This is a genomic window from Wolbachia endosymbiont of Howardula sp. (assembly GCF_025021925.1).
In the GTDB taxonomy this organism is placed as follows: Bacteria; Pseudomonadota; Alphaproteobacteria; order Rickettsiales; family Anaplasmataceae; genus Wolbachia.
In genome coordinates this window covers 48,903-62,929 of the sequence record NZ_CP092368.1, presented here as the reverse complement: position 1 = coordinate 62,929, position 14,027 = coordinate 48,903, and the positions used below count along the sequence as shown (strand labels likewise).

Below are 14,027 nucleotides of genomic sequence, written 5' to 3'. Positions count from 1 at the left end.
TTATGCAAAATATTTCAGAAGATTTTCATATTTATCATTATAAAGAAGTATTAAGTACGAATGAATCGGCATTTCAGATGATTGAGAATGGATTATCATCTGAATCGATCATTATAGCAAATAAACAAGTAAAGGGAAAAGGTAGAATTGGTAAAAAATGGATTTCTCTAGAAAAAAATTTCTATGGAAGCTTAATCATCAAGCAGATGACTAATATTGAGAAACTCACAGAATTAACGTTTGTTACTGCTTTAGCAGTTGGAGAGACATTAAAATCATTTGGACATAATTTTAATATCCAATATAAATGGCCGAATGATATTTTGATGGATAGTAAGAAAATTAGTGGAATATTGATTGAAAAAAAATCTTATTCTAATTGGATAGTGATAGGTATTGGTATTAATATACATGATTCTCCTATTTCTTGTGTAAGTACTTCTTTATATGAATACATGAATAAAGAAGATCTGAAAATATCCAATTTAATATTATTAAATAAGCTAATTATAAATTTTATCAAGATAAGAAAAAAATGGCTTGATCATGGCTTTAATATAATACGAAATATGTGGCTTATGAAAGCATTGAATATAGAACAGAAAATTAGTATACAATTATCTCATAAAGTATATGAAGGTACATTTATTGATATAGATGACAAAGGTCAATTAATATTAAAGATAAAAGACAGCAGTTTAATGTATTTTAATGCAGGTGAGCTTTTTTTTAATAATTTATTATGAATCAATATGTACTGATCGCCTATCTCATGAGTTGTATATTAATGATGGGAGAATTAATATTTACTTTTTCTTGCTATATAAAAAGTAAAAAAATGTTAAAAACCATAAAACAAAATAATGAAGAAAAAACATAAAAGATTATTGACAATATTAGGATTCTTCTTGTTTTTAAACTGCCTCATCTTATATGTTTTAATGATATTAAAAGATAATATATCATTTTACTATACAGTGAGTGAGGCTGTAGTATTAACAAATTATAAAAATCCAATCCGTATTGGAGGGATAGTGATGAATGATAGTATATTATATACAGAAAATGAGTTACTATTTCAAATAACTGATCTCAATCAGATTATGACGGTAATATATCAAGGTATATTACCGCCAATGTTTTCAGAAGGTAGTGGCGTAGTCGTACAAGGTAAAATGACAGATAACAATAATATTTTTCTTGCAGAATTTGTCTTTGCAAAACATGATGAACACTATATTCCCAAAAAATAATACATCAAGAAATAATATATTGTTATATATTAAATATTATCAATTATAAAATAATCAAAAATGCATAGTACTGGATGCGTGCTATATACAAATATAAGAATTAATGATAGATCTCGTAAACACTCTATAATCTATATTATTTACTTCCTATATAAAACATGTTACTAATAATCAGTATTATTTAATAGATAGATCAGGTATACTATGGCAGTACCAAAAAGAAAAAAATCAAAATCAAGACGTAACATGCATCGTTCTCACAATGCAATTCAATCACAAAATGTTGTAGTATGCTCAAAAACTGGAGAATTTATGTTATCTCATAATATAGCAAGTGATGGTAGCTATAAGGGAAAACAGATTTTTATAATACATCAATCAGAATAAATATCTGATATATTATACTATCTCATTTGATGTATTCTAATATGAAAAATAATATAGTAATTGCACTTGATGCTATGGGAGGAGATTATGCACCTCTTTCTATCATTCAAGGTATTAATTTTTTTTTAGCTCATCTGAATGATGTACATACTACAGTCTTTTTTCAAATTTATGGAGATTATCAACAAGTATATCCATTGATTATAAAGTATAAAAAAGTAAGTAATAATTCTCAATTTACTCATTGTACTGATAATATTCTTGCAAATGATAGACCATCTTTTGCTTTAAGATATAGGAAAGATTCAAGTATGAAATCCGCAATTTTAGCAGTAAAAATAGGTGAAGCTTCTGGAGTAATCTCTTCAGGTAATACTGGTGCATTAATGGCTATTTCTAGAATTATTTTAGGTACATTACCTAATATCTATCGTCCTGCCATTGCTTCAATCTTACCTACTAAAACAAAAAACTGTATTTTACTGGATCTAGGTGCTAATGTTGATTGTAATGGCGAAACATTATTTCAATTTGCATTAATGGGAAGTATTCTCGCAAAAATTGCACTAAAAATTTCTCATCCAGAGATTGCCTTATTAAATATTGGTACAGAAGAAATAAAAGGAAATGATTCAGTGCGTAGAGCTTTTAGCTTACTAAAAAATACATCTCATACAATTAATTTTAAAGGTTATATAGAGGCAAGTGAATTTTTAGAAGGCAATGTTGATGTAATAGTAGCAGATGGATTTGTCGGTAATGTCATGCTTAAAACCGCTGAAGCTACTGCTAATACTTTTTTAGATGTAATAAAATATGAATTATATAATTCTTGGATTTTAGGTTCATTGCTAAAAAAGAAACTAAAAAGAGCATTTATCACTTTTGACCCTAAAATAAGAGGTGGTGCTATGTTTTTAGGATTGAATGGTATTGTAATAAAAAGTCATGGTAATGCTGATGCTATTTCTTTTGGTCATGCCATACAATTTGCAGTACAAACAATTCTCGAAAAATTAAATCACAAAATCATCCATGAGGTCAGTCACATTGATTAAAAATTATATCTTCAGTACTGGTTCTTATTTACCAAAAAGGATACTTTCGAATAATACACTTGCGTTACAAGTAGATACAAATGATCAATGGATAAGACAGAGAACAGGAATTACTCAAAGACATATTGCAAATACTGAAGAATATACTTCAGATTTAGCAGTACATGCTGCAAGAAATGCTATTGATAAAGCGAAAATTACAGTTAGTGATATTAATTTAATCATAATTGCAACAACAACTCCTGATAAGACTCTTCCTAGCTGTGCATCAATTGTACAAAATAAGTTACAATGTTACAACGCATGTGCTTTTGATATTCAAGCAGCGTGTTCTGGTTTTATATATGCCATGACAATTGCAGATTCCTATATGAGATATAATGACAATATTAAATACGCATTAGTCATCGGTGCAGAAACTATGTCTAGAATTGTTGATTGGCAAGATAGAGCTACTTGTATTCTTTTTGGTGATGGGGCAGGTGCAGTTATTATGAAATCTCATGCCTCTAATAAGACTTATCAAGGTATCATTTCAACTAGTTTATACTCTGATGGTGAAATAGATATTTTGTATACTAATGGTGGGATTTCAAGCACTGGTACAGCAGGCAAAATCTGTATGAATGGTAGAAAAGTCTTTCAATATGCAGTAGATAAATTAACATCATTAATAAATGATACTTTACAGTTTAATAACTTAAATGTACATGATATTAAATGGCTGATTCCACATCAAGCAAATACTCGCATTATCGATGCTATAGTTAAAGAAGCAAAATTTCCGAGAGAAAAAGTAATTCAAACAGTGGAAAAACATGCTAATACTTCATCGGCATCTATTCCGCTTGCATTTGATCATGCAATACAAGAAGCAAAAATTCAACGGGGAGATCTAATCTTGTTGATTGCAATAGGAGCAGGATTGAGTTGGGGCTCAGTATTATTGCGTTACTAAATACAGGAATATATATACACTATACTTGTTATTCTCATCACCTAGACTCTTTTAGAGGTTCTCTTATATGTTATTTAATTTTTTATTTAAACCACCATGAATGATTAATGTTATTGATGCATGTATATCATTATCATGATATATAGTAATTGTTCTGTGTATTATAATGCTTTACATATGGTTTGTAACCACGCTCTATCTTGTACATATCGCTCTAGATGTTTATAAACAAATTGATGATATAAATTAATCCATATCACTTCTTCTGCATTGAGCATTTTGATATCTATTAATCTTCTATCATACGGTACACATGTTAGTTGTTGAAATTTTAAAAAAATGCCTTGATGGTGTGTAACATACATGAGATTTTCAATTCTTATACCATAGTTATCTGGAATATAATAACCCGGCTCATTAGACAAAATCATACCTGGCATAAGAATGACTTGATTACCTTTTGATATTGCATAAGTTCCTTCATGTACTGATAAATAACTTCCTACACCATGACCTGTACTATGTGGATAATCCATACCATATTTCCAAAGATGAATTCGTGCTAAAATATCTAATTCTCCACCAGTAGTTCCTTTAGGAAAACAAGCATTTGCTATTGCAATATGAGCTTTTAATACGATTGTATAATCTATGATTTGTTGGTTAGTAGGATTACCAATAGCTATAGTTCTTGTGACATCAGTTGTACCATCTAAATATTGACCTCCAGAATCAATCAAATATAATCCATCACTTTGGATAAGAGTATTAGATTTATGATTAGCTCGATAATGAATTATTGCTGCATTTGTATGAAATGCAGAAATAGTAGCAAAGCTAGATTGTTGAAATAATGGTTGCTTTTTACGGTATTTAAAAAGCTGTTCTTCAGCATGGATTTCTGTATCAATATTATTGAGACACCAGTACAGAAAATTTGTTACCGCTCTACCATCTTTAATATGAGCATTAATGGTACCAAGAATTTCAGTGTGATTTTTTATTGCTTGATAAATCATGCAAGGATCCTGCACCTCAATAAGATGTTGATGGCTTTTTATCATTGAGATAATATTCATTGGAATTGAACTTGGAATGATCGCTATTGATAATAAATTCTGTATCGATTGCTCTAGTAATCTAATATCTCTCATTCTGATATGATCTTCTAGATTATAAGTGATCGTTTGATATTCAAGATTTACAGTAAAGAGGTCAATATTACCTTGTTTATATAATAAAGCAATTCCCTTAATATAGGGAGAATATTGATTATGATTATTTCTTAAATTTAATAACCAGGAAATTGAATTTGAATCTGTTAAAAGCAGTGTTGTATCTTTGTGTTTTATACTTTGAGATACTCGTATGCATTTACTTTTGCTACTTTCACCGGAATATTTCATAGGATGTATAGTAATCATTTGTTTTTGATAACTATAACTGTTAATTGAGTAAGGTATAAGTTGACATAGTCCACAATACTGTCTAATGTCTTGTAAAGTAAAATGATGAGAATAATATCCTAAGGTAGTAGAATTTTTGATATTCTTTTTTATCCATTCCTTTGGATGTAGCTCTCGTATGTCATATACATGAAAATATTGTGTAGCAAGTTGCATGCTAGCTTGCGTGATATATCTACCATCTGTAAAAAATGGGCATTTACTCTTTTTTGTAATGATCAATATGCCATTTGTACCTGTAAAACCACAAATCTGTGTCAATGTTTTTGTAGATTCATTGAGATATTTATCTATAGCATTTAACATAAATAAATCAATATTAATATTTTTTATAAAAGTCCGAAACTCTGTGAGATGTAACATTATGTTGCTTAAAAAGAATTAATCTATCACTGCATGATATGATTTTTGAGATATATTAATATACTTACTATTGCTGCTGGCGTGACTCCTTCTACTTGCTGTGCAATGCCAATTGTAGAGGGTTTGAGTATTTGTAATTTATCTACTATTTCACGTGATAAACCTACTATCTTCGAATAGTCTAAGTGTATTGGAATGCATGTATTAATTTCTTGTTTTAAAAATTTAATATCTGCTGCTTGTCTTATGAGATAAGGTTTATATTTTGCTTCAATCTCAATGAGATTACGGATATTATGATACTTGGAAGATAATTTTGGCCATATTGTCTGTAATATATTCCAGTTAATATTCGAATAACTGAGTAAATCTAATGCAGTTTTTTTGACTCCATCATGAGAGAGAAGAATACCATGTTCTTGAAGTTGAGTAGGAGAAATAGTTAATCGTTTTAATTGATCTTGAAATTCTTGAATTTCTTGTAGTTTTTTCTTAAATACAGAGTATCGTGTATTTGATACAAGTGAAATATCATAACCCTTTTGTGTTAATCGTTGATCTGCATTATCTGATCTAATGGATAATCTGTATTCTGCACGTGAAGTAAATAGCCTATAAGGCTCTAGGACACCTTTTGTGACAAGATCATCTATCATCACTCCAATATATGAATCAATGCGATATAATATAAAGCTTTCTTTTTTGTGATATAATGAGAGAGCAGCATTCACTCCAGCAATAATACCCTGACCTGCAGCTTCTTCATATCCAGTAGTACCGTTAATTTGTCCTGCAAAATATAGACCATGAATTTTTTTAGTTTCCAATGTATGTAATAGCTCTCTGGGATCAATATAATTGTATTCAACTGCATAGCCAGGAACAAGTATTTCAGCACGTTCAAGCCCTTTAATACTTTGAATCATTGCAACTTGTACTTGTATTGGTAATGAATTTGAAATTCCATTTGGATATATAGTATTGGAATTTAATCCTTCTGGTTCTAGGAATACTTGATGACTATTTTTATCTGCAAACTTATTAATTTTCATTTCAATAGAAGGACAGTATCTTGGTGATATGATATTATCCAAATATGAAGAAGCTGATTCATGAAGATGCTTTCGTATAATATTGTGTGTAGTATTATTGGTATGAGTCATGAAACATGATACTTGAGCTTGTGTAATATTATTTGTTAAATAAGAGAAAGGTATAGGTGGATGGTCACCTTTCTGCTCTTGTAATATTGACCAATTGATACTATTATGAGCGAGTCTTGGAGGAGTACCTGTACGTAATCTTCCTAATTTAAAATTGTATTTCTTGAGAGCTTGCGAAAGTTCTAATGCTGATTGATCTCCCATCCTACCTGCAGACATCTTTTGTTTACCTATATGCATGATAGCTTGTAAAAAAGTACCTGTTGTTAAGATGACTTTACTTGCTGAAATATACTCACCTAAGTGGGTAATAATAGCGTTGATATAAGGCATACTATTACTATTTTGCTTGATGATTATATCATCTACTGTTCCTTCTTTTACAGTCAAATTATTATAATTGAATATTATATTTTGTATTGCGTTTTTATATAATTTTCGATCTGCTTGTGCTCGTGGTCCCCATACTGCCGCACCGCGACTTTTATTCAATATTACTGAATGTATACTTGATTGATCAATTGCCCTTCCCATTATACCATCTAGAGCATCTATTTCTCTTACTACCACTCCTTTTGCAATTCCGCCAATTGCGGGATTACAAGACATTTCACCTATAGTAGAAATTTTATGAGTGATCATAAGAGTGTTGGCACCAAGTCTCGCGGCTGCAGTGGCAGCCTCACATCCTGCATGTCCTCCACCTATTACTATTATATCATATGTAGACATATTATAAATGATCCTTCACCATATTTATGGTACTTCTCTTTACTATTTTAATTTTTTTAATTCTTAATTATATGCGACATGATCTTATAATACATGCAAAAAAGAATATACAATTAAAAAAAAGCAAGCAAATGAGAAATAATAATAAACAAAATTGCGTATGAATTACTAAAAAATTTTGTACTCTATTAAATATTAAAAATATAAAATATTGTACATATAGTAAAAATTAAAGTAATTTTATTACACAATACTAATAAAATGATCTTTATTAAGTATATTATGATTCAATGATAATTCCAATATAGATAAATATGAAGAAAAGAAATACATGTTCATTCAGATATATATGATCTATGCTCATAAAAATCTCATATATATCTTCTAAGCTTGAAAGAGTGATTACTAGTATATTCATTTGATGAGTATATATATTTTTAATGCAAATACCATCTTACTACAAGAAAGGTATGATCGTATATTATCAAATAATAAGATATTAGGATATATAGCTTATATATTATTGCATATATATTCTTCAGGAAATTGAATCCAAGGACGTACCTTAATAAATAGAAAAAGATGTATTTTGCACTCAAAAAACTTTTCTAGTGCATAACGTGCTGCTATATTAATCTTTTTAATGTTATTACCATCTGTGCCTAAAATTATTTTTTTATGACTTTCTTTTAAAACAAATATTACTTGTTTAATCACCATACTCTTATCTTGTTTTATATGACATTGCTCAGTCATGACAGCAGTAGAATACGGTAATTCTTCATAAAGATTTAAGAATAATTTTTCTCTTGTAATTTCTGCTGATAAAAAGTTTGTTGATACATTAGTGACAATATTTTTATTATATAACCAAGGACTTAAAGGGGCAATTTCATATAGGTAATTTACTAAATCCGCTACTCCATCACAAGTTAATGCTGATATTAGAAAAATTCTTTCACTCTTATACAGAAGAGTGAGAGTATCATATATTTTATATAACTTATGTTTATGTAATAAATCAATTTTGTTAATCACTAAAATATATCGTCTATGTGTCTTATTCATACATATAAAAATATTATTTATATGTTCAATATGCATTCTATAATGAATAGCATCAATTAAGATAATTGTCAGATCACTTCTTTTAATTGCGGACCAAGAAGATCTACTCATATATTTCTCAATAGGAGTTTTAGCTGAAATTAGACCAGGACAATCAGTTAAAATAATTTGAGTATTCTCGCGTACTATAATACCTCTGATTTGTGTTCTCGTTGTTTGTGCCTTATGCGTTACAATAGTAATATTCTTACCTATAATACTATTAGTAAGGGTAGATTTCCCAGAATTTGGTGCACCAGCTATAGTTGCAAGTAAGCATTTTTTTTCTTTCACATGTACATGAATAATATAAAAATTTTATTTTAACATTAATCATATTATATGACAACACTGTCATTCTACTGTATATTGAAATTTTCAATCTTGAGATATCAAAGTAAGCTATAAATGCTTCATAAATAAAAAAACTTCCTTATTTATTTGAGATATATTGAAGTGAGATTCTCAATCTAAATCTTTCTATAGTATATATCCATCAATCAAGAGAATAATTTTTACATATTCTCTCAACTTGAATTTTTACTCTTTTTTCAACATCTGAATTATTACCATTTTTTAATCCTACTATGATTTGATGAATGAATAATGCTATTTCTATAAAATTTTCTTCTTTTAAGCCTCTTGTTGTTTCAGCTGCAGTACCAAGACGTAATCCAGAAGAAGTAGTAGGTTTTTCCGTATCAAATGGGATCGCATTTTTATTACATATAATACCAGCCCTTTCAAGGCTATCTACAACGACTTTACCAGTTAATTGATATTCTCTTAAATCAACTAATATAATATGCGAGTCGGTACCTCCAGTGATAATATTTAATCCATGATTTTGTAAAGATTGTGCTAATATCTGTGCATTTTTTATTATCATCTTACCATATATTTTAAATTCTGGTAATGATGCCTCTTGAAATGCAACAGCTTTTGCCGCTATAACATGCATTAGGGGACCTCCTTGTAATCCAGGAAAAAGTGCAGCTTGTATTTTATTATGTAATAATGAGTCATTAGTCATGATGATACCACCACGCGGTCCTCTTAAAGTTTTATGCGTAGTAGAAGTGATAATATGAGCAAATCCAATAGGAGACGGATATACACCTGCAACAATTAATCCAGCATAATGTGCAATATCTGCGAGTAAATAAGCATTGATTTTATCTGCAATCTCTCTAAAACGCTTAAAATCTATTATTCTTGGGTATGCAGAAGCGCCTGCGATTATTAATTTTGGTTTATATTGCAATGCAATTTCTTCTATTGAATCCATATCTAATAAATATGTCTTTTGATTAACATGATATTGAATTGATCTGAACCATTGACCAGATAGATTTGGTGCAGCACCGTGAGTGAGATGTCCTCCGCAATTTAGTGATAAACCAAGTATTTTATCACCTGGTACAAGCAATGATGCAAATACTGCTTGATTAGCTTGAGAACCAGAATGAGGTTGAACATTTGCAAATTTTACATCGAATAACTTACATAATCTTTTTATAGCAAGCATTTCAATTTCATCTATATATTGACAACCTGAGTAATATCTCTTACCTGGATATCCTTCTGCATATTTATTAGTGAGAATAGACCCTTGTGCATCTATGACTGCTTGACTTGCAAAGTTTTCCGATGCAATGAGTTGTAATTGCGTATTTTGTCGTCGTGATTCTCTGATAACTATTTGATATATTTCGTTATCAGACGACTGTAAAGAATTTTTATTAGAATCATATTTTAAAAAATTTATCATAAATTAACAAGCCTAAAATGTAATATATAACTATAAAAATTCCTTATTTAAGGTTTATGCTCTTGACTATATAACCATAAAAGGATAAAGAATGCTACTAATAAGCAGATAGGAATGATAGAGATTGCCTTAATTAGTAATTCAGGACTATACACTGGCATCCCTTGTATTATTGTTCTATTCCAAGAATGATTTATGATATGAGCAATTCCAGTATGAAATAAAAATCCAAAACACATAATTATCATATTTGAGATAGCTGTTGTAATACCTAATAGACGATGTGTAACATAGCTAAGAGCTTTATAAATAGTAATTACTTGATAACCAGATGAAAAACCAATAATAAACAGTATAGGTAATACAATATAAAAACTTCGCATCTGAGTAAAGAGCAATATAAAACTTAGTATCATGGTTAAAGCACATGCAATAGTGATTTCATAATGTTTATTTTTATATATTTCTAGTAAATATGATAATGCAAGCGATCCTATTAACATTCCTATTAATATTAATGAAGACATAAAATTAGCCATTTCTATATCAATTTTATATATTTCAAGAAAAAATGCTTGTGCCCAACCATCAGAAAATCCTTGTATCGGGCCTATCATTAGACCACTGCATAAACTTATGAGAATAATACGCTTATTGAGAATAATTGTTTTTAAATCTTGAATATTGACTATACTATTCTGTATGTTATGTACAGGTGTCAGTATAAAGATCGATATAGCAAGTATACTACCTAATACTGAAAAAATATATAATACATTATTCCAACCAAACGTATTAAATAAAAAATGACATGATAATCCTCCATATATGGCACCTAACATTCCTATAATCATTGATATACTTGTCATACGTGGAGATTTCTCTTGAGGGAAATATAGATTTGCTACTTTAAATATTCCAATTGCTGCAGCAGAAGATCCTATACCAACAACTATTCTACCGAAAATTGCATAATACCATGTATCAGATAATATCAGTGGTAAAGAACCAGTGCATGTTAAGATCATGCAAATAGGTAAAACAAATTTTATTCCAAATCTATCAATAGCAAGACCAACAGGAATATGAGCTAACGTATATCCTATATAATATATACCTGCAAATTGTCCAATATCAGTGACGCCAATATTAAATTTTGTAATCAATTTAGGAGATATGATATTAGGTAATACTCGTAATACATACTGATATGCATAAAACAAAGAAATTAATAACCATATTAAAATATTTTTGTACAAGATTGCGCTCTCGTGTATAACAGTTAATCAATATAACAATCAAAAAAAAAGATATTAAAGTCACTCAACATATTAGAGATTCACATGCATTCAAAATCTTTTTTGCTCCTAATATCAATTCCTCTTGAGCAGCTGCATAAGATACTCTAATAAAATTTTTTAAGCCAAACGAAATACCTGGGACTACAGCGACTAAATGATCTTCTAATAAATATTCTGCAAACTCTATATCATTAGTTAATAGCTTACCTCTTATAGTACTTTTTCCTATTACTCCTACACAAGATACAAATAAATAAAATGTTCCTTGTGGCGGAATTGATATTGATAATCCTGGAGCAGCGCTTAATTGCTCTATCATACAATCTCTACGATTACTAAAAATTGCTATTTTCTCTTGTAGAAAGCTATGATTACCATTTAATGCTTCAACTGATGCAGCTTGTGCTATTGAATTTGGATTAGAAGTACTGTGAGATTGTAGCATAGAGATAGCATGTATTATATCACTTCTACCTGCAATATATCCTATTCTCCATCCTGTCATTGCATAAGCTTTTGAGACTCCATTAACAACAAAGACTCTATTATAGAGCTTAGGTTCCACTTGCGCTATAGTATAAAATCTATTGTTATCATATATAATATGCTCATAAATATCATCTGTAACGATATTAATATCTGGAAAATCCAGTAATACCTGTGATAATGCTTTTAATTCTTGATATGAATATACAGCTCCTGATGGATTATTTGGTGAATTCAATATTAACCATTTAGTATACCTAGTAATTTTATTTCTTAATAATTGAGGATTTAGCTTAAAATCATGAGTGCATTTGATCACAACTGGCGAACCACCAAAAAGTTTTATCATATCAGGATATGATACCCAGTAAGGAGCGGGAATGATGACTTCATCTCCTATATTAATAGTAGCCATAAATAAATTAAATAAAACTTGCTTAGCTCCATTACCAACACAAATCTGATTTGATGTATATTTTAGATTGTTATCTCTTGCAAATTTATTAATTATTGCACTTTTTAATTCGCTCGTACCATCCACAGCTGTATATTTAGTTTTACCAGTATTTATTGCATAAATAGCAGCTTGTTTGATATGATCAGGAGTATCAAAATCTGGCTCTCCTGATGCTAGAAGACAAATCTTCTCTCCTGAACTTTTTAATGCATTGATTTTTTTGACAATAGAGAGTGTAGACGAAGGATTAATATCAGAGATTCTATTTGCTAACTTTAACATATGTATATAACACTCAACTTAACAATGCATATAAAAATTCTTACCACTAAGAAGTAAAAAAAGAGGTTGTTAACACACTAGTATCCCTGTACTAACTTTACTAATGCTTCTATATTTTCTACTGGAGTGTCAGGTAGGACTCCATGTCCAAGATTAAAAATAAAAGGCCTATCTCTTAAGGATATCATGATACGCTTTGCTTCTTCTAGCGCTAACTCTTTATTACTAGCGAGAATACTAGGATGCAAATTACCCTGCAGAGGAATTTTAATATTTTGTATTGCCCAATCTAATGAGATATTATAGTCTAAACTGACTGCTGATATACCTGTAAATGCACAGTAATCTTTATACAAAATACCCGCAGATCTTGGAAAACCTATGATTGGAAAGTCTTGAAATTTCTCTTTTATTACAGAAGTAATTTTTTTTGTAGGATTAATAATATACTTTGTAAATAAATCTCCTGATAATATTCCAGCATTACTTTCAAATATCTGTATAACATCTACTCCAAATTCTATTTGCTTAATTAAATAACTGATCGTTATATCTGTAATAATATCAATTATTTGTTCTAAATATAATGGATTAAAATTGAGTGTTTTCGGATAAGAAGTGCTACTGCATCCTTCTATTATATATGATGCAACTGTCCAAGGACCTCCAACAAATCCTATAAGAGATTTTTCTTTTGGCAATGCAGTTCTAACTTTATATATTGCCTGTAGAATTGGTAAAGTTTTCTTTTCAATTTGATCTATTATATGTAAGTCTTCAGGACTATTGATAGGTTTTATCTTTGGGCCTATACCTCTGATAAAATTTACATCACAACCTAAGACATCAGCGAGTACTAAAATATCTGAGAAGATAATTGCTGCATCCATATTAAATCTTGAGATTGGCTGTAGCGTTAATTCTACTATTAAATCTGTATTATAACACATTTCTAAGAAATCATGTACATGTCGTACTGAATGACGATATTCAGGTAGAGATCTACCAGCTTGACGCATCAACCAAATAGGGATCTTGCGACTAGGTATGTTCTCTTTAATAATTTTTGATATTATCATATATTAACTTGCAATATACTATATAATTTGTTATTATAACAACAATATATCATGTAATCAATAATTCGTTCATTAAACCGTAAGCATTTTTTTTATTTCTCTCAATCTGTATAATATACATCTTTAACAATGTATATTTATGTATAATATCATATAATATATAT

13 protein-coding genes are annotated in these 14,027 nt (G+C 29.3%); 6 read left to right on the top strand and 7 right to left on the bottom strand.

The window, feature by feature from the left end; genetic code table 11:
- Positions 1-2: 2 nt before the first annotated feature.
- The 6 genes from MC061_RS00305 to MC061_RS00285 all read left to right on the top strand — a co-directional run bounded on the left by MC061_RS00305 (position 3) and on the right by MC061_RS00285 (position 3,656).
- Positions 3-746: a biotin--[acetyl-CoA-carboxylase] ligase gene (locus tag MC061_RS00305; RefSeq protein ID WP_259535934.1), complete on the top strand. Its 744-nt coding sequence runs from the start codon at positions 3-5 to the stop codon at positions 744-746.
- Positions 743-880, top strand: a complete 138-nt coding sequence (locus tag MC061_RS02660) for a CcmD-like small membrane protein (protein WP_458695057.1) — start codon at positions 743-745, stop codon at positions 878-880. Before MC061_RS00305 ends, MC061_RS02660 begins: the two co-directional genes overlap by 4 nt.
- The gene (gene ccmE / locus MC061_RS00300) at positions 864-1,253 is read left to right on the top strand and encodes a cytochrome c maturation protein CcmE (RefSeq protein ID WP_259535933.1); all 390 of its coding nucleotides are present in this window, start codon (positions 864-866) and stop codon (positions 1,251-1,253) included. Before MC061_RS02660 ends, ccmE begins: the two co-directional genes overlap by 17 nt.
- A gap of 204 nt (positions 1,254-1,457) precedes the next feature.
- Positions 1,458-1,640, top strand: coding sequence for a 50S ribosomal protein L32 (gene rpmF, locus MC061_RS00295; RefSeq protein ID WP_259535931.1), 183 nt, complete (start codon positions 1,458-1,460; stop codon positions 1,638-1,640).
- A 29-nt stretch (positions 1,641-1,669) separates the two neighbouring features.
- Entirely contained in the window at positions 1,670-2,698 is a 1,029-nt protein-coding gene (plsX, locus tag MC061_RS00290; RefSeq protein ID WP_259535929.1) for a phosphate acyltransferase PlsX, read from the top strand.
- Positions 2,691-3,656 (top strand): beta-ketoacyl-ACP synthase III, encoded by a 966-nt coding sequence (locus MC061_RS00285; RefSeq protein ID WP_259535927.1) that lies wholly within the window; start codon positions 2,691-2,693, stop codon positions 3,654-3,656. Before plsX ends, MC061_RS00285 begins: the two co-directional genes overlap by 8 nt.
- 161 nt (positions 3,657-3,817) lie before the next feature.
- On the opposite strand, the gene MC061_RS00280 is transcribed toward MC061_RS00285, so the two are convergent.
- The 7 genes from MC061_RS00280 to hemE form a co-directional block, all read right to left on the bottom strand.
- The gene (locus MC061_RS00280) at positions 3,818-5,485 is read right to left on the bottom strand and encodes an aminopeptidase P family protein (RefSeq protein ID WP_259535925.1); all 1,668 of its coding nucleotides are present in this window, start codon (positions 5,483-5,485) and stop codon (positions 3,818-3,820) included.
- A gap of 26 nt (positions 5,486-5,511) precedes the next feature.
- Positions 5,512-7,380, bottom strand: a complete 1,869-nt coding sequence (gene mnmG / locus MC061_RS00275) for a tRNA uridine-5-carboxymethylaminomethyl(34) synthesis enzyme MnmG (RefSeq protein ID WP_259535923.1) — start codon at positions 7,378-7,380, stop codon at positions 5,512-5,514.
- 513 nt (positions 7,381-7,893) lie between these two features.
- Positions 7,894-8,781 carry a GTPase Era gene (gene era, locus MC061_RS00270; protein ID WP_259535921.1) on the bottom strand — a complete coding sequence of 296 codons (888 nt, stop codon included), beginning with the start codon at positions 8,779-8,781 and terminating at the stop codon, positions 7,894-7,896.
- 202 nt (positions 8,782-8,983) lie between these two features.
- Positions 8,984-10,258, bottom strand: coding sequence for a serine hydroxymethyltransferase (gene glyA, locus MC061_RS00265; protein WP_259535920.1), 1,275 nt, complete (start codon positions 10,256-10,258; stop codon positions 8,984-8,986).
- A gap of 47 nt (positions 10,259-10,305) precedes the next feature.
- Positions 10,306-11,517 (bottom strand): MFS transporter, encoded by a 1,212-nt coding sequence (locus MC061_RS00260; protein WP_259535918.1) that lies wholly within the window; start codon positions 11,515-11,517, stop codon positions 10,306-10,308.
- 64 nt (positions 11,518-11,581) lie between these two features.
- Entirely contained in the window at positions 11,582-12,784 is a 1,203-nt protein-coding gene (locus tag MC061_RS00255) for a pyridoxal phosphate-dependent aminotransferase (protein ID WP_259535917.1), read from the bottom strand.
- 77 nt (positions 12,785-12,861) lie between these two features.
- A complete protein-coding gene (gene hemE / locus MC061_RS00250) occupies positions 12,862-13,863 on the bottom strand; it encodes a uroporphyrinogen decarboxylase (RefSeq protein ID WP_259535915.1) in 1,002 nt (333 codons plus the stop codon).
- Positions 13,864-14,027: the final 164 nt, after the last annotated feature.

Bases quoted from the DNA above. Each gene is read 5' to 3' on its own strand.
- MC061_RS00305 (WP_259535934.1), top strand. From the start codon at position 3: ATGCAAAATATTTCAGAAGATTTTCATATTTATCATTATAAAGAAGTA.
- MC061_RS02660 (WP_458695057.1), top strand. From the start codon at position 743: ATGAATCAATATGTACTGATCGCCTATCTCATGAGTTGTATATTAATG.
- ccmE (WP_259535933.1), top strand. From the start codon at position 864: ATGAAGAAAAAACATAAAAGATTATTGACAATATTAGGATTCTTCTTG.
- rpmF (WP_259535931.1), top strand. From the start codon at position 1,458: ATGGCAGTACCAAAAAGAAAAAAATCAAAATCAAGACGTAACATGCAT.
- plsX (WP_259535929.1), top strand. From the start codon at position 1,670: ATGTATTCTAATATGAAAAATAATATAGTAATTGCACTTGATGCTATG.
- MC061_RS00280 (WP_259535925.1), bottom strand. From the start codon at position 5,485: ATGTTACATCTCACAGAGTTTCGGACTTTTATAAAAAATATTAATATT.
- mnmG (WP_259535923.1), bottom strand. From the start codon at position 7,380: ATGTCTACATATGATATAATAGTAATAGGTGGAGGACATGCAGGATGT.
- glyA (WP_259535920.1), bottom strand. From the start codon at position 10,258: ATGATAAATTTTTTAAAATATGATTCTAATAAAAATTCTTTACAGTCG.
- MC061_RS00255 (WP_259535917.1), bottom strand. From the start codon at position 12,784: ATGTTAAAGTTAGCAAATAGAATCTCTGATATTAATCCTTCGTCTACA.
- hemE (WP_259535915.1), bottom strand. From the start codon at position 13,863: ATGATAATATCAAAAATTATTAAAGAGAACATACCTAGTCGCAAGATC.